This window comes from Allobosea sp. BH3, assembly GCF_025499465.1.
GTDB lineage: Bacteria > Pseudomonadota > Alphaproteobacteria > Rhizobiales > Beijerinckiaceae > Allobosea.
Genome location: NZ_JAIMCA010000001.1, coordinates 317,692 through 341,327 on the forward strand (window position 1 = coordinate 317,692; position 23,636 = coordinate 341,327).

A 23,636-nucleotide genomic window follows, 5' to 3' on the forward strand; every position below is an offset into this window, starting at 1 on the left:
GTGGGGGCAGACGATGCGCCAATGGGCGTGGGCGACGATCTGTATTGCGGCACTGCCGATAGGTGCCAGCGGCGCCGAGCCGCAGAAAGGTGAATTCCTCCAAGACTACATCACCTGCGAGCTCTGGTTGAAGCGCCAGGCGATCGACGCCGAGATGCACGCGACGATCGGGCGCTGGGTCGTCGACGCCTTGCGCCAGCACTCTCCGTCCCGGTTGGGGAGGTTCGGCGACGCAGACATCGTCGCAGCCGTCGAACGGCATTGCGAGGCACAACCCAAGCATACTCTTACGGTCGCCACCTTCCTGGCCGGGCTGCGGCTGCCGGAATAAGACCGCTCCATCGGAACGATCGGGGGCGGCTCGCGTATTTACGCCATGCCCCTGCATTGGTTCACGCCTCCCGTCTATGTCGAAACCGAACGACCCGGCGAGCGCTATGCCGTGACCAATATCGAGCGTGCGGCCGAGTTCCTGCTGTTGTGGCGCAAGCATTGCCCCGGCGATGAGTGGCATAGAGCGGTCCAGGCCTGCATGGCGGCCATCAAGGGCCAGGGCTCGGTCGATGAGGCGCGGGAGACCTTCGGCACCGCAGCACGCGCTTGCGGGCGATCCGTCACAGAACCCGTCTGAATCGCCCGTCGCTGGCGGGCCAGCCGGGCGTCGGCGCTAAGCTTGCGCGAACAACGCGCGAAAATCTGGAAATGGGGCGCGCAACCCGCATTCGCATGCAAGCGGCGTGAACTCCCCTCCGCTGAAAGAGGCGCGTTCCGGCACGTCGCAAGAGCAACTTGCAATCAATCAATATACATTATATTAAATCGTATATTGATTGACACCGAGAGGATGCTCGCGATGACCGCCGTGAAGATCGACCACCGGCTGACGGTCGCCAGCCAGCCCAGGCAGGAGGCGCTCGCCACGCTGGCGGCTGCCGGTTTCGCCACTATCATCAACAACCGGCCCGACGGCGAGGAGCCGGGGCAGCCCGGCAGCGCTGCCGAGAAGGCAGCGCTGGAGCGGGCCGGCCTTGACTATCGCTTCATCCCCGTGACGGCGGCGACGATCACCGAGGCCGATATCCGCGCCTTTCAGGAGGCGGTGTCCGGGGCCAAAGGACCCGTCTACGCCCATTGCCGCAGCGGCACGCGCTCAGTGACCCTGTACGTGCTGGGCGAAGTGCTGGCGGGGCGGATGAACCCCGGCGAGATCGACGCCTTCGGCCGCGCGCACGGCTTCGATCTGTCGGGCGCGGTGCAGTGGCTCGCCCGCAACGCCGCCCGGGCGCCGCAGGTGAAGGGCTTCTACGAGCCGCGCAGCGGCAGCATCCAGTATGTCGTCGCCGATCCGAAGACGAGGCGCTGCGCGATCATCGATCCAGTCCTTGATTTCGATGAGAAGTCCGGGGCGACCGCTACCCATCAGGCCGACGAGATCCTCGCCTATGTGGCGCGCGAGGGGCTGACGGTCGAATGGATACTCGACACCCATCCTCATGCCGATCATTTCTCGGCCGCTCACTATTTCAAGCAGAAGACAGGCGCTCCGACGGCCATCGGCGCGCGCGTCACGGATGTTCAGAAGCTCTGGCAGGGCTTCTACAACTGGCCGGAACTGGCGACCGACGGCTCGCAATGGGACCGGCTCTTCGCCGAGGGCGACAGCTTCAAGGTGGGCGAGCTCTCCGGGCGAGTGATGTTCTCGCCCGGCCACACCCTTGCCTCCGTGACCTATGTCATCGGCGATGCGGCATTCGTGCACGACACGATCTTCACGCCGGATTCCGGCACGGCGCGGGCCGATTTTCCGGGCGGCAGCGCCAAGGCCCTGTGGGCGTCGATCCAGGCAATCCTGGCTTTGCCGGACGATACGCGCCTCTTCACCGGGCACGATTACGAGCCCGGCGGGCGCGCCGCCAAATGGGAGAGCACGGTGGGCGAGCAGAAGCGCGCGAACCCGCACCTCGCCGGCATGACGGAAGAACGCTTCGTCGCGCTGCGGGAGGCGCGCGACCGCACCCTGCCGATGCCGAAGCTGATCCTGCACGCGCTGCAGGTCAACATCCGCGGCGGCCGGCTGCCGGAGCCCGAAGCCAACGGCAAGCGCTATCTCAAATTCCCGCTCGATGCGCTCGTGGGGGCCGCGTGGTGATGGACGCCAAGACGACTCACACCATGCCGCCGGCGGAGATGGAGGCGCGTGCCGGCGAGGTCGCGGCCCTGCTCAAGACCTTGTCGCATCCGGCGCGTCTCAGACTCGCCTGCACGCTCGCCGAGGGCGAATACGCCGTCGGTGAGCTCGAGGAGCGGCTCGGCATCCGCCAGCCGACACTGTCGCAGCAGCTCGGCGCGCTTCGGGAAGCCGGCGTCGTCACGACACGCCGAGAGGCCAAGCAGATCTTCTATCGCCTGAGCGAGGAGAAGGCCGCGCGCCTGATCGAAGCCCTCTACGCGATCTTCTGCGAACCGGAGCAACACCCATGAGTGCCTACTGGCCTTCCCTGATCGGCGGCATGCTGCTCGGCCTCTCGGCCGTTGCGCTGCTGCTGCTCAACGGACGGATCGCCGGCATCAGCGGCATCGTCGGCCGCTTGCTCGGCGGCGGGCAGATCCCCCTGAACGCAGCTTTCGTCATCGGGCTGATGAGCGGCCCGCCGCTCTACGCGCTGGCCTTCGGAAGTTTTCCGCCCGTCACGATCGCCGCCTCCTGGCCCCTCGTCCTCGTGGCCGGGCTCGCCGTCGGAATCGGCACGCGCATGGGCTCGGGCTGCACCTCCGGCCACGGCATCCTCGGCCTCGCCCGCTTTTCGAAACGCTCGTTCGCCGCGACTGCGACCTTCCTCCTCGCGGGGGTCGCCGCAGCGACCTTGATGGAGTTCCTGCGGTGAACCGTCTCGCACCCTTGCGTATCGGCGTTGCGCTCCTCGCCGGCGCGCTCTTCGGCTTCGGCCTGTCGCTCTCCGGAATGCTGGATCCGGCCCGCGTCCTCGGCTTCCTAAATCTCGCCAGCGGGCATTGGGACCCGAGCCTGGCCTTCGTGCTCGGTGGAGCGGTGCTCATCGCGCTACCGGGCGTCATGCTGCAGAAGCGGCTGCAGCGCCCCGTGCTCGACGACAGCTTCCACCTGCCGGAAAAGACCGACATCGATGGGCGGCTGGTGGCAGGATCGGCACTGTTCGGAATCGGATGGGGGCTCGCCGGCTTTTGCCCCGGTCCCGCCGTCTCGGCCCTGTCGATGGGACTAGCCCCGGTCCTACTGTTCGTCGCAGCGATGGCGGCCGGGATGATGCTGCACGACCGCGTGATCGCAGGGATGCTTCCGCGATGACCACAACCCTTTTGCCCGCGCTCACATCCGGCAGCCTCGTTGGCTTCAGCCTCGGCCTGGTCGGCGGTGGTGGCTCGATCCTGGCGACGCCGCTGCTCCTTTATGTCGTCGGCGTCGCCAGCCCGCATGTCGCGATCGGCACCAGCGCGCTGGCGGTCTCGATCAACGCCTATGCCAACCTGCTCGCCCACGCCCGGAAGGGCCATGTCCGCTGGCTCTGTGCGGCCGTCTTCGCAGCGGTGGGCACGCTCGGCGCGCTTCTGGGCTCCAGTCTCGGCCTCGTCGTTGACGGAACGCGCCTTCTCCTGCTCTTCGGCGCGCTGATGGTCGTCGTCGGTCTGCTGATGCTGCGGCCGCGCGGCGTCGGGCGCGGCGAGGATCGGCCGGTCGATCGGCGCATGTGCGCGCTCACTGCCGCCGCAGCGCTGGCGACAAGCGGGGCCTCCGGCTTTTTCGGCATCGGCGGCGGCTTCCTGATCGTGCCGGCGCTGATCTTCGCCACCGGCATGCCGATGATCAATGCCATCGGCTCCTCGCTGCTCGCGGTGGGAACCTTCGGGCTGGCGACGGCCCTGAACTATGCCCGCAGTGGCCAGGTCGACTGGGTCATCGCGGCGCAGTTCATCTCGGGCGGCATCCTGGGCGGCATTCTCGGGATGCTGCTGGCCACCCGCCTCTCAACAGGCAAGGCCACATTGAACCGCGTCTTCACAGCCCTCATCCTGACGGTCGCGGCCTATGTGATTTTCAAGAACGCGGTCCACTAGCGCCTCAGCAAGGCCAGCTATCTCGGCACTCTGGCGCAGAGAACAGGCGTCAAGTATCTTATGATGCCTCATCTGCGCCGCCCATTGCCGCTGGACTGCAGGGAGCCGTCGAGTTTCAGGGCGCCTCTCTGACGGACCAAGACAACGGGGGGTGGCGCAGGGCGGCGGGCATACCGGCAATGTCGTCGTGGGAACCGATCTCGCAAGCATGAGACTCCCCGCGAAATAGGAGCAAACACTCGGTTCGAGCGGCCAACGATACAAAAAATGGGGGATTCGATGCCGTCCTGGACGCATATTGCTACGCTTTGCGGAGCGATCGCCCTCGCCTTTCCGGTCGTTGCAGCCGATTTACCGACGGCCTCGCAGACACGACCTGCCCCTCCCGCTTTTCTGCCGGAATGGACCTTTCGGGTGACGCCCTATGGCTGGCTGACCTCGCTCAACGGGTCGCAAACGGTCCGTGGCCGCGGCGCGAATGTGAATGCGAGCTTCATCGACATCATGGACAGCACCATCGGCGAGGGCGGCTCGCTCGTGGCGCTGATGCTCGACATGGAGGCACGTAACGGCCGCCTCGCGCTGTTTGCCGATATCATCGGCGAGAAGATCACCATCGAGCGGTCCGCGCTCAGGGCCAGGGCCGTTGCGCCCGGAGTCGCTGGCGCGGTTGGTGCCGCTGCGGACCTTCAATTCCAGATGGCGATCGTCGAGGCCGGGGCGGCCTACGAAGTCGGGACGATCGGGACCGTTGCGTTCGATGTGCTGGCCGGGGCGCGATACTGGTATCAAAAGATGGATCTGGGCATCGATCTCGCCGGCACGGTCGATCTCGGAGACCTCGCCATCGGTCGCGGAAGGGCGATTGCCCGTTCGGGATCTGTCGACTGGATCGACGCCTTTGCGGGCGTGCGGGCGCGGGTGTCGCTGGCCCCCAATCATCATCTGGAACTGCGCGGCGATCTCGGCGCGGGCGGCAGCCGGTTCACCTGGCAGGCCTTGGCGGCCTATGCCTACGACTTCAAGACCACGAACGGCGTAACCTATTCTGCCGTCATCGGGTACAAGGCGCTCTACGTCGACTACGTCCAGGGCTCAGGCCGCTCGCGCTATGAGTTCGACATGCTGCAGCACGGACCCGTGATCGGGATGAGCGTGCGCTTCTGATCGCCGGGGTCCGCGCCACCCGATTGCGATAGGTCGTTTTTAGCGCGACTTGACGATCTCAAAGCCACTCTGCGCACGCCGCAGCAATTCCGTGCGCGAGCGCGGGCCTGCGAGAGCGTAGCACAAGGACGGTTCAGCCATCTTGCCGGTGATATCAAACTCCGGCCGCTCGAAAATCGCATTCACACGGCATCCGATGCCGACATCGTATCGGCAGTGGAAGCCGTCTGCGGTCTTCTCGCAAGCGTGGAGCACCACGTCGTTGAGAGACAGCCTGACCGTGGGAGGCGTGACCACCCGATCGGTCCCGCCCAGGACTCCCTTCATGTAGTCGTCGAGCCAATCCATGTGCTTCCGTTCCACGGAATTCATGCTGGCAGCGAAGGTGCAGCGAAAGAACACTTCCGGAATCTTCAGGTCGCGGTTGTCGGAGCAGCGGAAGCGTGAGGAGAGGTCCGCCTTCAATGCGGCGATGATGTCGCTCTCGCGCGGAGGCCGGATGGCCTCCGCCGCCGCGATGTCGGTGCGGGCAGCGGCGAGTTGTTCGGCGGAGGCGAGGTCGTGGCGCGCCACCACCTCGATGACGTCGGCGCAACCGAATTCGAAAAGGTCGTCGAGCCTGCGCTGCGAGCGATGAATCTTGATGGCTGCGTAGAGCGGCATCTGCTCTCCTGCACGGCACTGCGACAGCGCTGCGAGCCATGCCTCGCGGAAGGCGGGCGTGCCTTGGGCCTGCCCCGTGCAACTGGCCAGTTCCTTCACACGGTCTTGGCTGTTGCGCGCACAGGTCGCGTCCGAGCCCAGTCCGCGGGCAAGGAAAATCTTGTCGACATTGGCGCAATCGAGGGCCGGGTATCGGCGCCAACTCGGAGCCTGCAAGGGGAAGTTGCGGTTGACCAGCCCCCTGAATGCGCCGGCAAAGGCCTCGCAGCTTGCGTATTCCTGCGCGAAGCTCGTGACCGTAGCTTTCCATCGACCGAGGGCCGCCAGCCCGGAATAGCATTCGGGCGCCTTGACCGGATCGATGGCCTGGTAGGCGAATTCACAAGCCTTGATCAACGCAGGGTTCGCGAAGCGTCCCGGCTGCCTCGAAGAGCCCCCGATCTTCGGAGCGTAGCGCTCCTTATCGGCACAATCGCTACGAGCGCCGGGCGTCGGAAGGGCATCGCAGTCCGGCGGGCTGGTGCTGTCGTCATCACGCCCGCGTGCAGCGCCCTTCGGCTCGAGGCCGGGTTTCGACGAAGGCTGTAACTGAACTGTGTCGACTCGCCCCTTGTAAGCAAGGTCGATCGCGCCGCAGCGCACATTGTCGATCGACCCCGAAAGGCGTTGCCCGTCGGGCGAACGACGGACCTTGAAGGCGAGCGGGGGATATCCCCTCGCCTGCACCATCCACCGTCCCGGCGACACAAGAAACTCACCGGTCGGCGATGTCTGGGCCGTCACGACGAACCGTCCGATCGGCGGGCCGGCATTGCTGGGGCCGAGGAACGAGAACTCGCCCCGGACGCGCCCGTCAGCCTCATCCGCGAAAATGACTGTGGCGCTCCGCGGCAGCCCGTTGCAGACGAATTCTCCGCTCCATTCGCCGAGCAGTGCGCGGCCGTCGTCCGCTGCAACAGCGGAGGGGCCCGGTGCGAACGCCGCAACTGCCAAGGCGATGATCCATGTTGCACGCATCGATCACTCCGGGTCCGAGGTCGTTGCAGTCAGGGCCTTTCAGCGATGGCGGCTTGCGGCACGCCCTTCAGACAAATCCGGCCGGACGAGCGCCGGCGCGCTTCTCCGATCGCGACAGCAGGCAAACCTCGTCTACCTGCCGTCACAGGCGACAAACGCGGCGCATCAATTGCGCGGCCTCCTCAGCCCCTCTCAGGTTGAACTCGGCCAGTTTTCTTCCTGCGCGATCGGAGATCGTCAGCAGCCCGCCGGTCTCAAAGGCGTTCAGGAACTCCGGCGATAGAGGCTGCTCGCTCGGCCAGGAATCTCCCGGCGCCTCATATTTCATTCTCGTCTTGAAGGTCTGGGTGCCGAAGCCACCCGTGACCGCGAAGACCATCGTCATCCGGCGGCCATCGACGCGGGGCAAACCGGGGGGATTCAGCAGCGTCATCCAGAGGCCGGGGCTGAGAAGGGCGGTAGCACAAGCGCCGCTCAAACGGGCCGGACCCGCTATGGCACGCGCCTCGATGCTGACTCCATGCGGATTGGTATCGATCTTTGCCGTCCATACCGGGCTTGCGGCCTGGGCCAGCACGAAGCGTGTCTCGGCAGCGCTGACCCGGTCGGTCATCGCCATAGCGGAGCCAGCCAGGAACAGAAGCGCCATCGCAGAGCGCGAGCATTGACGAGCGAAGAGGGCATTGGCTCGGGCGAATGTCTGCGTTTCGGAGCATCGTGACAATGCTCTGGCGCCGCACCAAATCGACCTCGCCTCCACGGCGCTCATCGCAGCCTCCAGCGTCGTCGCATTCTCCAACGAACGAGGCGGGATGGCCTCCGACCTCAGTCAAGGTAGGCAAGCCCAGGTACATTACCTTGCGTTATGCGCGAACATCAAGGAGCGGCGAAGCCATCGATCCTGCGCAGCAGCCGGCATGCCCGGGACGCGTCGGCGAAGGATCGCGGATATCGGCGCGATCAGACATCACCGATCAGGGTCGCCCCATCAGCTCCGAGCGCAGTTCAAGCAACTGCTCGCAGACGGCTTCCAGCTCGCCCGCAGCGAAGCCCGCTCTCAGGCTCGGCCGATACTGCCCCATCTTCTCCAGCAGCACACCGGTGAAGGCGATGTGGCCATCCGGCGCGACAACCATTCCGTTCGCGGCTTCGAAGGAGGCGTTCCAGGAGACGGCCTCCTCCTGCGAGACGCCGTCCGGCAGGTCCAGCGCCAGCTCTCCGCCCGAAAGCCGCACCGGATAGCCGCCCGGCAGGCCGTTCGGTCCGGGCACGTGTCCGCGCCACTCGCGTCCGAGCGCCATGGCCAGCAGCATGGGAACGCCGCTCGCCCCGGAAATCTCGATCACCGGCTCCGGCGTCAGCTGGATATCGGCGAAGGTCCCGAAGACATCCGCGACCTCCTCGCCATCGATCCAGACGCGCGGCGCCCGCCCTTCACGCTCCTGTGGCCGTTTCCGCCAGGCTGCGAGGTTCTGATAATGCGCGAGAACCTTGACCTCGGCCCCCGCCGGCGTCGCGGCCGAGCCGCCAAAGACGTTCGACAGGATCGCGACGTTGCCCATGCCGCAGGCGACCTTGTGGCCGAGCGCCATGATGATGCCGTTGACGACATCCGGGAAACCGCAGTTGACCAGGGTTACGGGCCGGCCGCGCCGGGTGATGGCGGCGGCGACGCGCGAAGACAGCAGGGCCTGGAACACGGCGGTGGCGCTCAGGCCGCCTTCGGCGACAAGGCGCGTCCAGGCGTTGCCGCTCTGAGCGATGACCTGCGACGTCTGGATCGAGGCGGCCTGGGCCACGACCTTCGGATCGGTAGCCTCCAGCATGCCGTCCGAGGCACCCGGCAACAGCAGATCGACGCTGTGGGTCGTGAAGCGTGCCGGAGTACCGAAGAGCCGGGCACGAGCGTTGGCAGCCGTGCGCAGCCAGTCGAGCCGCTGCGCGTTCCGGCCGGCGATGACGACCGAGACAGGGGCCGGCGCGGTCGCCGCGATGTCGAAGGCGATGCGGGCGGCAAAGCCGCCGGTGCCCGAGATCAGGATGTCGCAGCCGCTCATCTCAGCGCCCTCCGCCCGCCATGCGATCCCAGCAGTCGTCCAGTCGCGGCGAGAGCTTATGCTTCATGATCCTCTGGCTCGCCGTTCGTTCGAACTCGTCGACGACGGCGATGTAGCGAGGGTTCTGATAGGGCGCGAGCCGGCTGCCCAGCCACGATGACAGCAGGACGGGATCGACCGAAGCGCCGTCCCGCGCCTTCACGAAGAGCTTGATGTCCTGCTCGCCGACATCGGCTGCGACGCCGATCATCGCGCAATCCTCGATCGCCTCATGCTCGGCCGCGACGTGCTCGACCTCCCAGGCCGAGACGTTCTCGCCCTTGCAGCGCACGCTGTCCGTCATGCGGCCGTGGAAATAGAGATTGCCCTCGGCGTCGTAGGAGCCGAGGTCCCCGGTATGCATCGCACCGACACGCAGCGCCCTCGCCGTCGCCTCGGGATTATCGAGATAGCCGGGGAAGATCGCGCCCGGCAGGCTGGTGTCGATCACGATCTCGCCGCGCTCGCCCACCGGCACGTCCGAGCCGTCAGGAGCGAGAAGCCTGACCTCGAACCAGGGCATCGGCCGGCCGACCGAGCCTACGGTGCCGCTGTCGTTGAAGGTCGTGATGCTGGAGGCCTCGGTCATGCCGTAGCATTCGCGGATCTCGACGCCGAAGCGATCGCGGAACTGCGGCCAGATGTCCGGCGGACAGCCGCCGCCCCAGGCGATGCGCACGCCATGCTCCCGGTCCAGCGGCGAAGGCGGCTGCTTCAGCAGGATCTGCAGGATGCCGCCGAGATAGTGGATATGGCTCGCGCCCTCGGTCTTGACCTGGCTCCAGAAGCGGCTCGCGCTGAACCGATCGACCATCGCGAGCGTGACGTCGCGGATCATCGGCAGCGGCAGGAGCTGGGCGCCGCCGATGTGATAGAGCGGCTCCCAGACGAAGAGTACCTCGCCGGCGCGGGCGGCCGAGACCAACGCCACGCCCTCGGCGGCAAGCCGCAGCATGCGGTGGGAGACCAGGACGCCCTTCGGCCGCCCGGTCGTCCCGGAGGTGTACATCACGGCGAAGATATCGTCCGGCGCCGGCACCCGCTCGGAGAAGCTCGCGGTTCCGGCCAGGATCGCATCAAGCGCGCCACCGGCCTCATGGATCAGCAGCGGCGCCCCGCCTTCCGGCATAGCCCCAGCAATCTCCGGCGCGAGGTCGACATCCACGACCACGAGCTTCGGATCGGGATGGGTCAGCAGATAGCGCAGCCCGTCGCCGCGCTGCTGCGCATTGACGGGGACCCAGGCGATGCCCGCGCGAGCCAGACCGAACACGACGGCGATGGCCGCCACCGAGTTGCGCATCATCACCGCGACGCGATCGCCGGGCTTCAACCCGCGCTCGCGCAGATGCGCTGCGAAGGCAGCCGCGCGCCGATCGAGCTCGCCATAGCTCAGAGGTTCGCCGCAGAAGCGCGCATAGATGCAATCGGGTTCGGTCCGGGCGCGCGCGGTCAGGAGCTCGACGAAACCGTCGGCGAAATCAGGGGTCATGACTGTCATGTGGAGTGCGAGGAGGAGCGGAACCGTTCGGCCAGAAGCAGCATCACCGTGACGACCACCAGCACGACCACCGAAACGGCGGCCAGCGTCGGGTTCAGTTGCAGAATCATGTCGTCCCACATCTGCTTCGGCAGTGTGGTCTTGATGCCGCCGCTGACGAAGATGGCGATCGTCAGTTCATCGAAGGAGGTGATGAAGGCAAACAGGAAGGCGGCCACGAGACCGCCCTGCACGAGCGGGATGGTGACGCCGGTCAGAGTGCGGATGCGGTTGGCGCCCAGCGTCGCCGCCGCCTGGTCGAGCCTCTGGTCATAGGTCTTCAGCACGGCCGCGATGGTGACCAGCGTGAAGGGGATGGCCAGCACCGTATGGCCGATGATGAGGCCGAGATCGGTGGCGATCAGCCCGATGCGGGCGAAGAGATAGAACAGGCCGACGGCGATCACGATGCGCGGCACGATCATCGGTGCGAGGAAGAAGGCGAAGATCACCCCGCTCCAGCGCGTCCGGCTGTTGGCGAGCGCCAGCGCCGCGAAGCCTCCGATCGCCGTCGCCAGTAGCGCCGTCGCGAAGGCCACGCCGAAGGAGCGAAATGTCGCCTGGATCCAGAGCGGCGAGTCGAAATAGGTCCGGAACCAAGAGAGGCTGTAGCCCGGCGGCGGGAATTCGAGGAACTGCGAGGAGGTGAAGGCCAGCGGGATGACGAGCAGCGTCGGCAGCACCAGGAAGCCGATCACGATCCAGCAGAACACCGGCAGCAGGCTCGCGCAGATCCGTTTGCCGAGGATCGCGTTGGCTGCGCCGGACAGCTTCGCGGCCGCCGCGGCGACAACGCCGAGCACGGCGAGGCCGAGATCGCGCAGACGGCCCTTGCTGCTCTGGGCGGAGCCGCCGGCGATCGTCGAGATGCCGAAGAGCCGGTCATAGGCCCAGCAGGAGATCAGCGCGGCTGCCAGCATCATCGCCGCGAGCGCGCCTGCGAAGGACCAGTTCAGCAGTTCCTGGACCTGCACGATGATGAGCTGCGCCAGCATCGTCTGCTGCCGGCCGCCCAGGAAGGCCGGGACGATGAAGAAGCCGAGCGACGAGATAAAGACCAGCAGCCCCGCCGCCGCCACGCCCGGCAAGGACAGCTTGAAATAGACCAGCCAGAAAGCCCGCGCCGGCGAGGCGCCGAGCGTCTGCGCGGCCTGCACCAACCGGCGGTCGATGCCGGTCATCACCGGGAGCATGGTCATCACGGCAAGCGGAACCATGGCGTGAACCATGCCGACCATGACGCCGAACTCGTTGTGCAGCAGGGGCAGCGGCTGGTCGACGAGGCCGGAGCCCGTCGCCAGCGAGTTGATGATGCCGCTGCGCCCGAGCACGATCATCCAGGCGAAGGTCTTGACGAGATAGCTCGTCCAGAACGGCACCATGACGAAGAGCAGCATCCGGCCGCGAAAGAAGTCCGGCATCCGGGCGACCCAATAGGCCAGCGGATAGCCGATCATAAGCGACCAGAACGCCGTCCATCCTGCGATGCGGAAGGTGATGCCGAGGACGCGGACATAGACGTCCGTCGCCGCGATGCGCTGATAGGTGCCAACCGAGAACGCGCCGGTCTCATTGTCGACGACGCTCAGGCCCAGGAGCTGCGCGACCGGCCAGGCGAAGAACACGGCAAGGAACAGCAGGCCGGGAACGGCAAGCCAGAGCGCTCCGAAGCGAAGCCTCGGGCGCGATGCGCCGGCCGCTGGCGTCGCCGTCACCGCGCTCATGCGACCAGCACCGCCTTGTCGCGGGCCCAGCCGGCGACGATGATCTCGTCGATCCGGGGAACCGCCTCGTCCGGCCCCAGCCGCAGCACGAGCGGGGTCCCGTCAGCGAGCGTCGCGATGACGCGCGTTTCCGATCCGGCATAGACGATCTCGCTGACCTTGCCGGAGATGGCATTGCCGTCGCGCGCGCCAATGTGGAGGTGCTCAGGCCGGACAACGAGCGCGTTCTCCGCCTGCTCGGGGGCCGCGCCGGCCGGCAGGTTGAAGCGGCCATGCGCAGTCTCGATCGCGCCGTTGCCGTCCCAGCGGCCGCGGAAGATGTTGGAGATGCCGATGAAATCCGCCGCGAAGGCGGTCCGCGGCTTCTCGTAGATCTCGCGCGGCGCGCCCAGTTGCTCGATTTTGGCGTGGTTCATCAGGCAGATGCGGTCGGACATCGCGAGCGCCTCCTCCTGGTCGTGGGTGACGTAGACGATGGTGGCGCCGCTCTCGCGATGCAGCCGCTTGATCTCGATCTGCATGTGCTCGCGCAGCTTCTTGTCGAGGGCGCCGAGCGGCTCGTCCATCAGGATGATCGAGGGCTGGTAGACGAAGCAGCGCGCCAGGGCGACGCGCTGCTGCTGGCCGCCCGAAAGCTCGCGCGGAAAGCGGTTCGCGAGATGGCCGAGATGCACCATCTCGAGCGTGGCAGTGACGCGGCTTTCGATCTCGGAGGCCGGGCGCCCCCGCATCTTGAGCGGAAACGAGATGTTCTCTGCGACAGTGAGATGCGGAAAGAGCGCGTAATGCTGGAAGACGAGGCCGATGTCGCGCTGATGCACGGGCATGTTCGACTGGTCACGCCCGTCGATCACCACCCTGCCCTCACTCGCCTCGACGAGCCCGCAGATGAGCTGCAGCAAGGTCGTCTTGCCGGAGCCCGAAGGCCCCAGCAAGGTCAGGAATTCGCCTTCGGCGACGCTGAGCGAGCTCGGCTCGAGGGCTGTGGTCGCGCCATAGCGCTTGCCAAGTCCTTCGATGACAAGCTTGCCCTCGACGACGAGCTTGGCCGGTTTGGGTGCGGTTGCTGTCATTCCGGCGCTCGTCGCCATCGGCATCAGGTCAGGAGCCAGGCGTTGAAACGCTCGGTCACCTTGGCGCGGTTGGCGCTCCACCAATCCTCGTTGGCGATCGCCATCAGCTTCAGGTTCTCCGGCGAGGTCGGCAGCACCTTGGCGCGCTCGGCGGGAATGGTCTGGTAGGCGTCGAGATTGGTCGGGCCATAGGCCAGCACCTCGGTGAAGATCGCCTGCTGCTTCGGGTCCGAGCAGAAGCGCACGAACTGGCGGGCGACATCGGCCTTCGGGCCGCCCTTCGGAAGGGCCCAGCCTTCGATCGAATAGAGCCCCTGGTTCCAGACGATCTTAGCCGGCGCACCGCCATCGATAGCCGCCTGCAGGCGCGCATTCCAACCCGGCAGCATGTCGACTTCGCCGCTCTGCAGCAGCTGGGTCGACTGCGCGCCGCCCGTCCACCAAACGGCGACATGCGGCTTGATCTTGTCAAGAACCTTGAAGGCGCGGTCGACGTCGAGCGGATAGAGCTTGTCGAGCGGCACGCCGTCGGCGAGCAGCGCCTGCTCGATCGTGTCGATGGGGTTCTTGCGCAGTGCGCGGCGGCCCGGGAACTTCTCGACGTTGAAGAAGTCCGTCCAGCTCGCCGGAGCGTTCTTCACCTTGTCGGTCCGATAGGCGAAGACGGTCGAATACACGTCCGTGCCCATGAACTCGGGCGAGATCGCCTGCGGCATCAGCTTCGGCACATCGGCATGCGAGAAGCCGATAGGATCGAGCAGCCCCTGCCCCTTCAGGATGTCGCGCGCAGACAACGTCAGCGTGCAGACGTCCCAGGTGTAGGACTTGGTCTCGACCATCGCCTTGAACTGGGCGGTCGGCTCGGCCTCGCGGGCGACGTTGACGACCTTGTTGCCGGTCGCCTTCTCGAAGGGATCGTAGAACGCCTTGCGGAAGGCGGGGCCGAACGGCCCGCCGGGGTCGGCCACGGTGATCTGGGTGGCCGCGCCGGCGCGGCCGATGAAGGCCGGCATCGCCAGCGCTGCGGACGCACCGCCCGCAAGCTGGAGCAGCCGCCTGCGGCTGGTCTCGAACGTCTTCGTCATCACACTCTCCCTTGCTGCGGTTTTCCGCGATTTCCCCGGGTGAACTCGAAATTCAGGCGCTTTTCCTGGCGGCCCGCTTGGCGAGGAACTCCTCCATCATGCGGGCGGGTTCGCCGGTGGCGTAGGCCTCGCGCTGGTTCCGGATGCCGGCGGCCAGGCACTCGCGGAAGCTCGCCTCGGTGACCTCGCGGAACCGCGCCTTGTTCAGGCGCATCGCGACAGGCGGCTTGCCGGCGAGTTCGGTGGCGAGATCGAGCGAAGCCTTCATCACCTCTTCCCGCGGCACGATCCGGTTGATCAGGCCGATGCGGAAGCACTCCTCGGCTTCCATCATCCGCCCCGTCAGGGTCAGGTCGATGGTGCGGGCGATGCCGATCATCTCGCGCATGATCCAGGGGCCGGTCACCGAGGCGATGCCGGAATTGATCTCCGGCTGGCCCATGGTGACGCCGTCATGGCCGATGCGCAGGTCGCAGAGCAGCGAGACCTGGAAAGCCGACCCCGCGGCGACGCCGTTCAGCGCGGCGATGATCGGCTTCGAGAGCGAGCGGATGCGGTCGTAGAGGCGCTCCCATTCACCCATCCAGACCTCGGCGCGATCGGCGTCGAAGGTCTTGGTCTCGTTGAGGTCCTGGCCGGCGCCGAAGGCGCGCTCGCCCGCCCCGGTGAGGATGATGGCGCGCACCGCCTCATTCGCCTCGAGTTCGTCCAGGGCTTCGACCAGACGCGCCCGCATGGGCGCGTTCCAGGCGTTCAGCTTGTCGGGGCGGTTCAGCGTCAGGATGCCGACCGGGCCGCGGATCTCACTGAGAACGGAATCCTTCACGCCTGTCTCCTGTTGATGTTTTATCGCTATGAGATAATTCTTATTGTATTCTCGACATGGGCCATTCGCCTTGTCAAGTTGCAGTGCGCCAGCCATTCAGACGGTGAGGAGACAGCCACCGATGTCGATGTCCGAGACACCCCCGCGCAGCCGCCGCCGCGCCGCGCCGGAGGAGGCGCAACAGACGCGCAAGGAAGACGCGCTGATGGTGAATTCGGTCGAGAAGGCTTTCCGCGTGCTTTCGGCCTTCGGCCGACAGCACCAGACGCTCAGCCTCTCGCAGGTCGCATCCGAGACCGGCATGGACATCAGCTCGGCCCAGCGCTTCACACACACGCTCAACAAGCTCGGCTACCTGCGCAAGGATGCGCAGACGAAGCGCTTCGAACTGACCGCGCGGACGCTCGACCTCGGCTATCACTTCGTGCGCAGCAGTCGCCTGGTCGACCGGGCGATGCCCTACCTGATGCATCTCAGCAAGGAGACCGAGGAGACCATCAACCTGACGGTGCGCGACGGCACGGAGATCATCTTCGTCTCGCGCTTCCTCAGCCGGAACGTCCTCAACACGGACGTCATCATCGGCACGCGCATGCCGGTCTATTGCACGGCCCCCGGCATCGCCATGCTGTCCCGCCTGCCGGAGGACGAGGCGATGGCGGTCATCGATGCCAGCGACCTCAAGCCCTACACCGCATCGACGGTCTGGCAGCGCGACGCCCTGCGGGAAAAGATCCGCCAAGCGGCCGCGCAGGGCTACGCGACAGCGTTCGAGGAGGTCTATCTCAGCGACGCCTCCATCGCAGCGCCGATCCTCGACCATCGCGGACAGCCCGAGGCGGCCGTCAACATCGCGGTGTCCTGCTCGCGCTACAGCCGCGAGGAGGTCGTTTCCCGCTTTTCCTCCCTGGTCGTCGCCACCGCACACGCCGTCTCTCGGATCTGAAACCACGCAGCCGGCTTGACAGGGCACGGGCGCCTTCTATCAATATTCGAACAATTCTATTGCATTGAAATAAAATGAGGCTCCAAGGATGGGCGGAGGCAGCGCTCAGTTGTTTCGCGTCGCGAAGCGCGACGGCGCACGCGTCACGCTCACCCTCGATGGCGAAACGATCGACGCGACCGCAGGGGACAGCGTGCTTGCCGCGCTGCTGAGCCATGGCTCGGTTCTGCGCCGGCTTGAATTCGGCGGCGAGCCGCGTGCGGGCTTCTGCCTGATGGGCGCCTGTCAGGATTGCTGGGTCTGGAGCGATGCCGGCGGCCGGATCCGCGCCTGCACGACGCCGGTGGCGAACGGAATGCGGCTCTTCACCGAAGCTCAGGTGCAGACACTTGGCTGAGATCGTCATCGTCGGCGCCGGGCCTGCAGGCATCGCGGCGGCAGAGGTTCTCGTCGCCCGCGGACAGCGCGTCATCCTGCTCGACGAGACGATGCAGGCCGGCGGACAGGGCTACCGGCGGCCGTCACCCGGTCTCGCCATCGACATGCCGCGCCTCATGGGAAGCGAGGCAGGCAAATATGCGCGGCTGCATGCCCGCTTTGAACGCCTGCGTCCGCAATTGGACTACCGGCCCGGCACCCTGGTCTGGGCGATGGACGGCGACCGGTTGCATGTCCTCGCCGACGGTCGCGCCGGGACCGTCCGGTTCGACATGCTGATGCTCGCCACAGGCGCGATGGACCGCATCGCGCCGCTGCCGGGCTGGACCCTGCCGGGGGTCTTCACGCTCGGCGGCGCACAGGTCGTGCTCAAGGACCAGGGCTGCCTGATCGGCCGGCGCGTCGCCTTTCTCGGCTCCTCGCCGCTGTTGACGCTCGCCGCCAAGCAGTATCGGGCGATGGGCGGCGAGGTCGTCGTCATCGCCGACACGACGCCCCTGGCCGCCAAGATCGCGGCCTCGCCAGCACTGCTCCGCGCACCGCGCACCTTGCTGCGCGGCCTCGCCTACACGGCGCAGGCCATGCTGGCCGGCACGCCGCTGCTGAACGGCGTCACGCCGGTCGCCGTCGCGGGAGACGAGCGCGTCGAGGCGCTGGTCCTGCGCGATGCCTCCGGCCGCGAGCGTCGCTTCGCCTGCGATGCCGTGGCGCTCGGCTACGGGCTGAAGCCGGAGACTCAGCTTGCCGACCTGGCTGGCGCCGAATTCGCTTATGACAGCGACTTCCGCCTGTTCCTGCCGAAGGCGGACGCGTTCGGCAGGGTTCGCCGCGGCCTTTATCTCGCCGGCGATGGAGCCCGCATCGGCGGAGCCGACGCGGCAGAGGCAAGCGGCGCGCTCGCCGCCCATGCCGTGCTGGCCGATCTCGGCCTACAGCAAGAGATCGCTGCGATCCGGCCTCTCGCACGCAGGGTCCAGCGGCTGCGAGGCTTCCAGCGCGGGCTGGCGCGCGCCTTCGCCTGGCCGTCGCGACAGATCGGGGAACTGCCGGACGAGACCGTGCTCTGCCGCTGCGAGCGGGTCACGGTCGGAGAGGTTCGCGGGGCCATGACGAAAGGCCTCGGCCCGGTCGAAGTCAATCGCGTCAAGGCGATGACCCGCTGCGGCATGGGCCGCTGCCAGGGGCGTGTCTGCGGGCCGGCCCTGCAGGAGGTGGTGGCCGCTGCCGCCGGTCATGACGTCGCGAAGGGCGGCCGTCTGCGTGGGCAGGCCCCGGTCAAGCCGATAGCCCTCGCCGCCGCCGAGGAAACGCCGTGAGCGCCGCGACGACCGATGTTGCGATCGTCGGCGGTGGGCTGATCGGCGCCTGGACGGCGTTCTTCCTGGCGCGGCGCGGCCAGCGCGTGACCCTGATCGAAAAGGGCGTGGTCGGGGCACAGTCGAGCGGCGTGAATTTCGGCAATCTGCGGCTGCAGGGCCGCTATCCGGCACAATATCCGCTGTCGCTGCGCGCTCAGGCGCTGTGGGAGGAACTCGAAGCGCTGATCGGCGAGGACTGCGAATTCGAACAGACCGGACATCTTTATCTCGCCTATCACGAGGAGGAGAGCGGCAAGCTCGAAGGCTATGCCAAGGTCTCCGAGTCCTATGGCCTGAACATCGAGCGCGTCGGCCCTGCCGAACTCCGGCGTCGCTGGCCATGGCTTGGCGAGCGCACCGTCGCGGCGACCTTCTCGGCGCGGGATGCAACCGCCAATCCGCGACTGGTGACGCCGGCCGTGGCTCGGGCCGCGCTGGCCCGCGGCGTCGAGGTTCGGGAAAACATGCGCGTCGACGAAGTCGCCCGCCAGGGCGAGGGCTTCCTGCTGACGATGGCGGACGGTTCGCGGCTGAGCTGCGGCTCGCTGGTCAACTGCGCGGGCGCCTGGGCGCTGGAGATCGCCGAACGCTTCGGAGAGACCGCGCCGGTCTTTCCGGCCGGGCCACCGCAATTCGTCACCGAGCCCGTGCCTTACCAGATCGAACCTTCCGTTCAGGCGATCGACGGTTCAGTGATCTTCCGCCAGATCCCGCGCGGCAACATCATCCTGGCCGGCTATCCCCGGACGGCAGCCGACCCGGTCATGAACCGCGCGCCGGTGCCGCCCGGCAAGACGCTGGCGGCGATGCGGGCGCTGGCGCGCGTCGCGCCCATGCTGGCGCATTGCCATGTCATCCGCGTCTGGTCCGGCATCGAAGCCTATCTGCCGGACATGATCCCCGTCATCGGCCCGAGCCTGACGCAACCCGGCCTCTTCCACGCCTTCGGCTTCTGCGGCCACGGTTTCCAGATCGGCCCCGGCGTCGGCCTCTGCCTCAGCGAGATGATTCTCGACGGCGCCACGCCGACGCCGCTCGACGCCTTCTCGATCGGCCGGTTCCAGGGCGAAGCAACGATCAGCGAGAAATTCCGCAAGGAGTTCGATTGAGCGGCAGGCGGCGTATCTCTCCGGAACCCGTCAATCGAACTTGATGGCCGGCCCGATGATGGCGTCAGTCGATGAGTGGATCGCCCATGCCAGCTTGTCGATGAACTCGAACTCGAACAGAGCTTCCGGATCTTCGCCGAAGTGATAGCGAGTGTTCCGCAGGAAGGCGAAGCCCTTGTCCCGCAGTTGGTCTTTCCACGACGGCTTCTGTGTTCCAGCATAAGCATACCCGATGTCGACGGCATAATTCTCGGTCGCTTCGGCGAGCTTGAATATATCGCCCAGCTTCAGCATCCCGGCCGCATCGCCCATGCCCTGGAGGCGGAAGCTCGACACGCGGTTCTTGGAGTTGGCGTCGAGTTCGGCTTCCGTCCAGCGCATGACACCGGCGGCGACGCCGCGGGCGAAGCCTTCCTTGATGAACTTCACCTGGATGTTCTGGAGCGCCGCCTTCGCCGCCGCGCGGTCAGCGAATTTGAGGATGACGTCCGGAATCATGGAGGCGATGCTGGCCGCCGAGAACGCTCCCTTCAGCCCTGCCTTGAACATCGCGCCTCGCGTCGGGGCGCCAGTCGCCGGCGAGATCGAGACCTTTGGCTTGGTCGCTTTCCCGCCGCCGTGCACCGCGACATGCATCCTGGGCTTAAGCGCGACCGGTTCGAAACGCATCGCATTGACCCCCTGCAACCGCATTCTGGCGATGTCCCTGGTGTTCTGGCTCAGAAGGACGGGATTTCTGATATTCCTGACCTGTGCGCTGGCGCGGACATGGGCCACCATCTTGGCATCCCCGGGCCCGAGCCCTGCGGCGGCGGCCTGGTCGGTCCACGCACGGACCTGGGCGAGAGGGACCTTCGCGGTCAAGGTGTCGACCTCCATGCCGAAGCGCTGGAGGAAGGCCTGACGGTTCGCCAGGTTCCGCGCACCCTGCGGCGAGTGGAGAAACTCGGTCTCGACATGCTTGGGAAGAAGCATCTTGAAGCCGTCCCTATGCATGCGGGCCAGCTCGTCGGCGCCGCCCCTGAGCGCGCCGGACTCGATGTCGATGAGAAGGCTGGTGTCGAACCAAACAACGGTACTCACGGCGAAAACCCTCCTGATTACAACCGGCTTTGAGGCATGTCGGCGTCAGGCCGCCCTGCAGTCGTCAATCTCGAGGGCTTCGCGGGGCACGCTCAGACGCGCAAGTCGCAGTCCTTTGTCGCGGCTGAGGGACGATGCGTTCAAAAGCTTCGTCGGAAATGCTCGGTCGGGGCCTCCGCATCGCAGACGCCATCAGGCGGATGAATCCCCACCGGGATGCGCTGCTATGCGACGGCGACAGGAGCGAATAACCGCAATGCCCGGGAACCGGCACCCGAAGCTGAGTCGGTCACGACATCTTTCCTGTCGTATCCCAAGCCCTGCTTCCGGCGCATTCATTGCGCACCACTCGGGCGTCGGCAAACTCTGGATTTGCCTAGCCTCTGTGGAAAATCAGTCCCTTGGCGGGATGATGGCGGAGAGGGAGCCCGTCGAACTGCATTTCGCCGCAGGTCGAAAAAGATCGGTTCAGGGCAAAAATGTAGCCGTTGGTTACACGTTCCGAGCGAAATGGAGTTGGCGATCCAAACCCGAGGCATTGTGGCGGTGAAAGAACGGACAATCGCAGAAAGGACCATTGTAACGATGATCGCTGCAAGCAGTCCGCATATGAACTGGCCGATAAGGTAGCCCATGATATCCGATCCCCAGCCCACGCAACCTTAGCGCGAATGTTGCCGGGGTGAAGGGAGCTGAAGGTCGCGAAGCGGGAAGGAGCGCTCATCGAGGCCGGTCCAGTAACGTCCGCTTCCCGACAGGGTGCCAATGTCCGCAGTTGGCGCGGTTCTAACGTTCGGACATGCGCGGGCCACCGCTCCTCAAGGATTTTGATCTACCGAGGCGGCGAGACTTAATTCTTCCCCGGTACCTTTCCGAGGCGAGGACATGAGTGCGCTCAGTCGATGGAGTCCGCGGTCATCGCTCGACGCCTCAGTCTTTGGCCCGGCTCCAGTATGAAACCAGCTTCTGCCTGTCGGCGAAACAGCCGAGGGACTCCGCCTGGCTGCGCAATGCGCGCACGACGCTCTTTTCGGCCGCCACCCAGAGATAGCCGCCATCCATCTCCGTCGAGAGCGTGGGAAGGACGTCAAGGAGCTTGCTTTGTGCGGGGCGGCCGGCTTCACCGCATAGCCAGACGACCGGTGCACAGGGGCCTGTGACCAACTCCTGTCGGTCTGCCTCGTCGTCGATCTCGATGAAAATACGGCTCTCGATATCCGCCGGGCAGGTTTCGAGAATGCGGGCGATGGCCGGCAGCCCTGTCGCATCCCCGATCAGCACCTGCCAGCGCAGATCCGGCGGAGGCTTATAGAGACCGCGCGGATTGTTGATGACGATCCGGTCGCCCGCCCGCGCGCCGCAGGCCCAGTCGCTGGCGCGGCCGCCGGCATGGACGACGAGGTCGATGTCGAGTTCACACCGGGCCTGGTCGAAGCGACGCACCGTATAGGTCGAGTAGTGGACGCGATGGCGCTCCGCCGGAAAGATCCAGCGGCCGTCGCCATCAATCTCCGGCAGGACGAGTTCACCAGTCTCGGGATCGGGAAAGAACAGCCGGACATACTCGTCCGCGATGCCGGTCGAGCGGAAGGCTGAAAGGCCCTCGCCGTTGAAGGTGAGCCGGACCATCCCCCGCGTCAGCTGCTGCCGTCGGAGAACCGTCGCCTCGTGGAAGGGCCGTGCCGTCATTTCCCTGCCGCCTGCCGAAATTCAGTGGTCGCGAGCGGGCTTGTTTCATGGCGGGCACTGCAGCACAAGCTTCTTAAGCTTTGATTTGTTTAGATTATTTCTAAAATTGCGGCGTTGTGAGTGCGCTCCCGGGCTGTTATGCGAGATCAGCGTGCCTATCCATCCGGAGCCCAAAGGGTCATGTCGACGCGTATCGAAGATGTCGGCGACCTCTATGCCACGGAGCAGCGCCGACTCGAGCGCCGGGCCGCACGGCGCGTCGGCGCCGCTCATGCCGCCGACGTGGTGCAGGATGTCTTCGTTGCGCTCTGGACGCGGGCGCGCGGCCATGTCGGGAACCCGTCCGCCTATCTGACCCGCGCCATCGACTACGCGGCGATCAGCCATGTCCGTGCCGAGCGCCGGCGCGCGAGCCTTCCCCAGCGGATCACCGAAGAACAGTACGCCGCGCCCGCGGTCTTGCCGGATCAGGTGGTCGCCGCCCGCCAGGACACGGCATTATTGGCTCGGACCATCGCGGCGTTGCCGGAGCGCACCCGCCACGTCTTCCTCCTTAACCGCATGCATGATTGCAGCTATGACGAGATCGCGGCCGGACTCGGGCTGTCCTACAGCACGGTCGAAAGAGAGATCGCCCGCGCGTTGCTGGCCTGTCGCAACGCACTGCGCTAGCAAGGCCGGGCGAAAGCCCGGATCGGGAGATGACGGTCGAAGACGAGGCGAAACCCGAGGAACAGCTGGAGAAGCAGGCAATCGCCTGGTTCACCCGCATGAACGGGCGCCCTTCCCCTGCAGAACGTGCCGACTTCGAAACCTGGCTTGGCGCTTCGGATGCTCATGCCCGGCAGTACCGCGCGGTCGAGGCAACCTGGACCGACCTTGGCGCGCTCGCGGGCGCACTGGACCGTGAACAGTCGGCATCCTTGACCGCCGCGCTCGACCGCGTGAGGCAGGCAAAGCGCGCTCGACGGCGAGGGAGCGTGGCGGCCGGGGTGGCTCTGAGCCTTGCCCTGCTGCTGGGCACCGGCTGGCTCTGGCTCGAGCGTCCACACCTGCTGCAGGATTGGCGGGCCGATCTCGCGACAGCCCGCGGCGAGCAGAGGACGATTGCTCTGGCTGACGGTTCGACGGTGCAACTCGATGCCGACACGGCGATCGCGATCGAATTCACACCCCGCTCGCGGCAGGTCAGGCTGCTGCGGGGCACGGCCTTCTTCGAGGTGGTGCGCAGCGAAAGGCCGTTCGTCGTGGCCGCGCAGGAGGGCGAGGCGATGGTTCTCGGCACCAGCTTCGAAGTCGCGACGCGCGAAGATGGTGCGGTAGCGGTCACCTTGGTCGGGGGCAGCCTCGAGGTTCGCCTTCCGGCGAGCCGTCAGGCCGAGATCCTCAAGCCCGGCGAGAGCGTCGCCTACGATGCTGCCGGCCTCGGCAGGGTCCAGGCGGTCGATGCCGCCGCAGCCGCCTCGTGGCGCGCGGGGCGGGTGGTTTTTGACGATATCCCGCTCGAGACCGTGCTGCAGAGGATCGGGCGATATCGCCATGGCCGCATCGTGCTGCTCAGCCCATCGCTTGGTCAGCGCCGGGTCACCGGCAATCTCAGCCTGCGCGATACCGATGCAGCGCTTGCCGCCCTGCAGTCCTCGGTCGGCTTCAGCCTCTCCTCCCTCGGCCGGGTCACTTTCGTCAGCCCCTGACGGCCCTCCCCGGCCCTCAACAAAAAATGCGCGAGG

Annotated in this window: 25 protein-coding genes; 15 read left to right on the forward strand and 10 right to left on the reverse strand. The window is 66.4% G+C overall.

Annotated features, from left to right (window positions below; genetic code table 11):
- Positions 1-13 precede the first annotated feature (13 nt).
- The 8 genes from BoBH3_RS01505 (at position 14) to BoBH3_RS01540 (ending at position 5,259) form a co-directional block, all read left to right on the forward strand.
- On the forward strand, positions 14-331 hold the full coding sequence (locus BoBH3_RS01505; RefSeq protein ID WP_262328984.1) for a hypothetical protein: 318 nt from the start codon (positions 14-16) through the stop codon (positions 329-331).
- A gap of 45 nt (positions 332-376) precedes the next feature.
- Positions 377-631 carry a DUF982 domain-containing protein gene (locus tag BoBH3_RS01510; protein WP_262328985.1) on the forward strand — a complete coding sequence of 85 codons (255 nt, stop codon included), beginning with the start codon at positions 377-379 and terminating at the stop codon, positions 629-631.
- A gap of 222 nt (positions 632-853) precedes the next feature.
- Positions 854-2,149, forward strand: coding sequence for a bifunctional sulfur transferase/dioxygenase Blh (blh, locus tag BoBH3_RS01515; RefSeq protein WP_262328986.1), 1,296 nt, complete (start codon positions 854-856; stop codon positions 2,147-2,149).
- Positions 2,149-2,481: a sulfite-sensing transcriptional repressor BigR gene (gene bigR, locus BoBH3_RS01520; RefSeq protein WP_262328987.1), complete on the forward strand. Its 333-nt coding sequence runs from the start codon at positions 2,149-2,151 to the stop codon at positions 2,479-2,481. The genes blh and bigR overlap by 1 nt, the downstream gene beginning before the upstream one ends.
- Positions 2,478-2,885, forward strand: coding sequence for a YeeE/YedE family protein (locus BoBH3_RS01525; RefSeq protein ID WP_262328988.1), 408 nt, complete (start codon positions 2,478-2,480; stop codon positions 2,883-2,885). The genes bigR and BoBH3_RS01525 overlap by 4 nt, the downstream gene beginning before the upstream one ends.
- Complete coding sequence (locus BoBH3_RS01530) at positions 2,882-3,325, forward strand: YeeE/YedE family protein (RefSeq protein WP_262328989.1); 444 nt, start codon at positions 2,882-2,884, stop codon at positions 3,323-3,325. The genes BoBH3_RS01525 and BoBH3_RS01530 overlap by 4 nt, the downstream gene beginning before the upstream one ends.
- On the forward strand, positions 3,322-4,092 hold the full coding sequence (locus BoBH3_RS01535) for a sulfite exporter TauE/SafE family protein (protein WP_262328990.1): 771 nt from the start codon (positions 3,322-3,324) through the stop codon (positions 4,090-4,092). Before BoBH3_RS01530 ends, BoBH3_RS01535 begins: the two co-directional genes overlap by 4 nt.
- Positions 4,093-4,596: 504 nt before the next feature.
- On the forward strand, positions 4,597-5,259 hold the full coding sequence (locus BoBH3_RS01540; RefSeq protein ID WP_262328991.1) for a hypothetical protein: 663 nt from the start codon (positions 4,597-4,599) through the stop codon (positions 5,257-5,259).
- Between the two features lie 39 nt (positions 5,260-5,298).
- On the opposite strand, the gene BoBH3_RS01545 is transcribed toward BoBH3_RS01540, so the two are convergent.
- The 8 genes from BoBH3_RS01545 to BoBH3_RS01580 form a co-directional block, all read right to left on the reverse strand.
- Entirely contained in the window at positions 5,299-6,939 is a 1,641-nt protein-coding gene (locus tag BoBH3_RS01545; RefSeq protein ID WP_262328992.1) for a hypothetical protein, read from the reverse strand.
- A gap of 142 nt (positions 6,940-7,081) precedes the next feature.
- Complete coding sequence (locus BoBH3_RS01550; RefSeq protein WP_262328993.1) at positions 7,082-7,588, reverse strand: hypothetical protein; 507 nt, start codon at positions 7,586-7,588, stop codon at positions 7,082-7,084.
- 325 nt (positions 7,589-7,913) lie between these two features.
- On the reverse strand, positions 7,914-8,996 hold the full coding sequence (locus tag BoBH3_RS01555) for a hypothetical protein (protein ID WP_262328994.1): 1,083 nt from the start codon (positions 8,994-8,996) through the stop codon (positions 7,914-7,916).
- 1 nt (position 8,997) lies between these two features.
- Positions 8,998-10,536, reverse strand: coding sequence for an AMP-binding protein (locus tag BoBH3_RS01560; protein ID WP_410050536.1), 1,539 nt, complete (start codon positions 10,534-10,536; stop codon positions 8,998-9,000).
- A complete protein-coding gene (locus BoBH3_RS01565; protein ID WP_262328996.1) occupies positions 10,533-12,299 on the reverse strand; it encodes an ABC transporter permease subunit in 1,767 nt (588 codons plus the stop codon). The genes BoBH3_RS01560 and BoBH3_RS01565 overlap by 4 nt, the downstream gene beginning before the upstream one ends.
- Positions 12,296-13,372, reverse strand: a complete 1,077-nt coding sequence (locus BoBH3_RS01570) for an ABC transporter ATP-binding protein (protein ID WP_262328997.1) — start codon at positions 13,370-13,372, stop codon at positions 12,296-12,298. Before BoBH3_RS01570 ends, BoBH3_RS01565 begins: the two co-directional genes overlap by 4 nt.
- A 23-nt stretch (positions 13,373-13,395) precedes the next feature.
- On the reverse strand, positions 13,396-14,457 hold the full coding sequence (locus tag BoBH3_RS01575) for an ABC transporter substrate-binding protein (RefSeq protein WP_262328998.1): 1,062 nt from the start codon (positions 14,455-14,457) through the stop codon (positions 13,396-13,398).
- Positions 14,458-14,509: 52 nt separating this feature from the next.
- Positions 14,510-15,283 carry an enoyl-CoA hydratase/isomerase family protein gene (locus tag BoBH3_RS01580; RefSeq protein ID WP_262328999.1) on the reverse strand — a complete coding sequence of 258 codons (774 nt, stop codon included), beginning with the start codon at positions 15,281-15,283 and terminating at the stop codon, positions 14,510-14,512.
- 121 nt (positions 15,284-15,404) lie between these two features.
- Here BoBH3_RS01580 and BoBH3_RS01585 point away from each other — a divergent pair, with 121 nt between their 5' ends.
- From BoBH3_RS01585 to BoBH3_RS01600, 4 genes are all read left to right on the forward strand, one after another.
- Positions 15,405-16,229 (forward strand): IclR family transcriptional regulator, encoded by an 825-nt coding sequence (locus BoBH3_RS01585; RefSeq protein ID WP_262329000.1) that lies wholly within the window; start codon positions 15,405-15,407, stop codon positions 16,227-16,229.
- Positions 16,230-16,317: 88 nt separating this feature from the next.
- Positions 16,318-16,626: a (2Fe-2S)-binding protein gene (locus tag BoBH3_RS01590; RefSeq protein ID WP_262329001.1), complete on the forward strand. Its 309-nt coding sequence runs from the start codon at positions 16,318-16,320 to the stop codon at positions 16,624-16,626.
- Complete coding sequence (locus tag BoBH3_RS01595; RefSeq protein WP_262329002.1) at positions 16,619-17,983, forward strand: FAD/NAD(P)-dependent oxidoreductase; 1,365 nt, start codon at positions 16,619-16,621, stop codon at positions 17,981-17,983. Before BoBH3_RS01590 ends, BoBH3_RS01595 begins: the two co-directional genes overlap by 8 nt.
- Complete coding sequence (locus BoBH3_RS01600; protein WP_262329003.1) at positions 17,980-19,134, forward strand: NAD(P)/FAD-dependent oxidoreductase; 1,155 nt, start codon at positions 17,980-17,982, stop codon at positions 19,132-19,134. The genes BoBH3_RS01595 and BoBH3_RS01600 overlap by 4 nt, the downstream gene beginning before the upstream one ends.
- 30 nt (positions 19,135-19,164) lie before the next feature.
- On the opposite strand, the gene BoBH3_RS01605 is transcribed toward BoBH3_RS01600, so the two are convergent.
- Positions 19,165-20,013, reverse strand: a complete 849-nt coding sequence (locus BoBH3_RS01605; protein WP_262329004.1) for a hypothetical protein — start codon at positions 20,011-20,013, stop codon at positions 19,165-19,167.
- 78 nt (positions 20,014-20,091) lie between these two features.
- Here BoBH3_RS01605 and BoBH3_RS01610 point away from each other — a divergent pair, with 78 nt between their 5' ends.
- Entirely contained in the window at positions 20,092-20,250 is a 159-nt protein-coding gene (locus tag BoBH3_RS01610; protein WP_262329005.1) for a hypothetical protein, read from the forward strand.
- Positions 20,251-21,147: 897 nt separating this feature from the next.
- On the opposite strand, the gene BoBH3_RS01615 is transcribed toward BoBH3_RS01610, so the two are convergent.
- On the reverse strand, positions 21,148-21,906 hold the full coding sequence (locus BoBH3_RS01615) for a siderophore-interacting protein (RefSeq protein ID WP_262329006.1): 759 nt from the start codon (positions 21,904-21,906) through the stop codon (positions 21,148-21,150).
- Between the two features lie 180 nt (positions 21,907-22,086).
- Here BoBH3_RS01615 and BoBH3_RS01620 point away from each other — a divergent pair, with 180 nt between their 5' ends.
- Positions 22,087-22,578, forward strand: a complete 492-nt coding sequence (locus BoBH3_RS01620) for an RNA polymerase sigma factor (RefSeq protein ID WP_262329007.1) — start codon at positions 22,087-22,089, stop codon at positions 22,576-22,578.
- A gap of 29 nt (positions 22,579-22,607) precedes the next feature.
- Positions 22,608-23,600, forward strand: a complete 993-nt coding sequence (locus tag BoBH3_RS01625) for a FecR family protein (RefSeq protein ID WP_262329008.1) — start codon at positions 22,608-22,610, stop codon at positions 23,598-23,600.
- Positions 23,601-23,636 lie beyond the last annotated feature (36 nt).

Coding starts and splice junctions, on each gene's coding strand:
- BoBH3_RS01615 (WP_262329006.1), bottom strand. CDS start 21,906: ATGACGGCACGGCCCTTCCACGAGGCGACGGTTCTCCGACGGCAGCAG.
- BoBH3_RS01555 (WP_262328994.1), bottom strand. CDS start 8,996: ATGAGCGGCTGCGACATCCTGATCTCGGGCACCGGCGGCTTTGCCGCC.
- bigR (WP_262328987.1), top strand. CDS start 2,149: ATGGACGCCAAGACGACTCACACCATGCCGCCGGCGGAGATGGAGGCG.
- BoBH3_RS01590 (WP_262329001.1), top strand. CDS start 16,318: ATGGGCGGAGGCAGCGCTCAGTTGTTTCGCGTCGCGAAGCGCGACGGC.
- BoBH3_RS01575 (WP_262328998.1), bottom strand. CDS start 14,457: ATGACGAAGACGTTCGAGACCAGCCGCAGGCGGCTGCTCCAGCTTGCG.
- BoBH3_RS01545 (WP_262328992.1), bottom strand. CDS start 6,939: ATGCGTGCAACATGGATCATCGCCTTGGCAGTTGCGGCGTTCGCACCG.
- BoBH3_RS01565 (WP_262328996.1), bottom strand. CDS start 12,299: ATGAGCGCGGTGACGGCGACGCCAGCGGCCGGCGCATCGCGCCCGAGG.
- blh (WP_262328986.1), top strand. CDS start 854: ATGACCGCCGTGAAGATCGACCACCGGCTGACGGTCGCCAGCCAGCCC.
- BoBH3_RS01535 (WP_262328990.1), top strand. CDS start 3,322: ATGACCACAACCCTTTTGCCCGCGCTCACATCCGGCAGCCTCGTTGGC.
- BoBH3_RS01560 (WP_410050536.1), bottom strand. CDS start 10,536: ATGACAGTCATGACCCCTGATTTCGCCGACGGTTTCGTCGAGCTCCTG.
- BoBH3_RS01510 (WP_262328985.1), top strand. CDS start 377: ATGCCCCTGCATTGGTTCACGCCTCCCGTCTATGTCGAAACCGAACGA.
- BoBH3_RS01550 (WP_262328993.1), bottom strand. CDS start 7,588: ATGGCGCTTCTGTTCCTGGCTGGCTCCGCTATGGCGATGACCGACCGG.
- BoBH3_RS01610 (WP_262329005.1), top strand. CDS start 20,092: ATGCTTGGGAAGAAGCATCTTGAAGCCGTCCCTATGCATGCGGGCCAG.
- BoBH3_RS01620 (WP_262329007.1), top strand. CDS start 22,087: ATGTCGACGCGTATCGAAGATGTCGGCGACCTCTATGCCACGGAGCAG.
- BoBH3_RS01625 (WP_262329008.1), top strand. CDS start 22,608: ATGACGGTCGAAGACGAGGCGAAACCCGAGGAACAGCTGGAGAAGCAG.
- BoBH3_RS01605 (WP_262329004.1), bottom strand. CDS start 20,013: ATGGAGGTCGACACCTTGACCGCGAAGGTCCCTCTCGCCCAGGTCCGT.
- BoBH3_RS01585 (WP_262329000.1), top strand. CDS start 15,405: ATGTCGATGTCCGAGACACCCCCGCGCAGCCGCCGCCGCGCCGCGCCG.
- BoBH3_RS01570 (WP_262328997.1), bottom strand. CDS start 13,372: ATGACAGCAACCGCACCCAAACCGGCCAAGCTCGTCGTCGAGGGCAAG.
- BoBH3_RS01525 (WP_262328988.1), top strand. CDS start 2,478: ATGAGTGCCTACTGGCCTTCCCTGATCGGCGGCATGCTGCTCGGCCTC.
- BoBH3_RS01540 (WP_262328991.1), top strand. CDS start 4,597: ATGGACAGCACCATCGGCGAGGGCGGCTCGCTCGTGGCGCTGATGCTC.
- BoBH3_RS01505 (WP_262328984.1), top strand. CDS start 14: ATGCGCCAATGGGCGTGGGCGACGATCTGTATTGCGGCACTGCCGATA.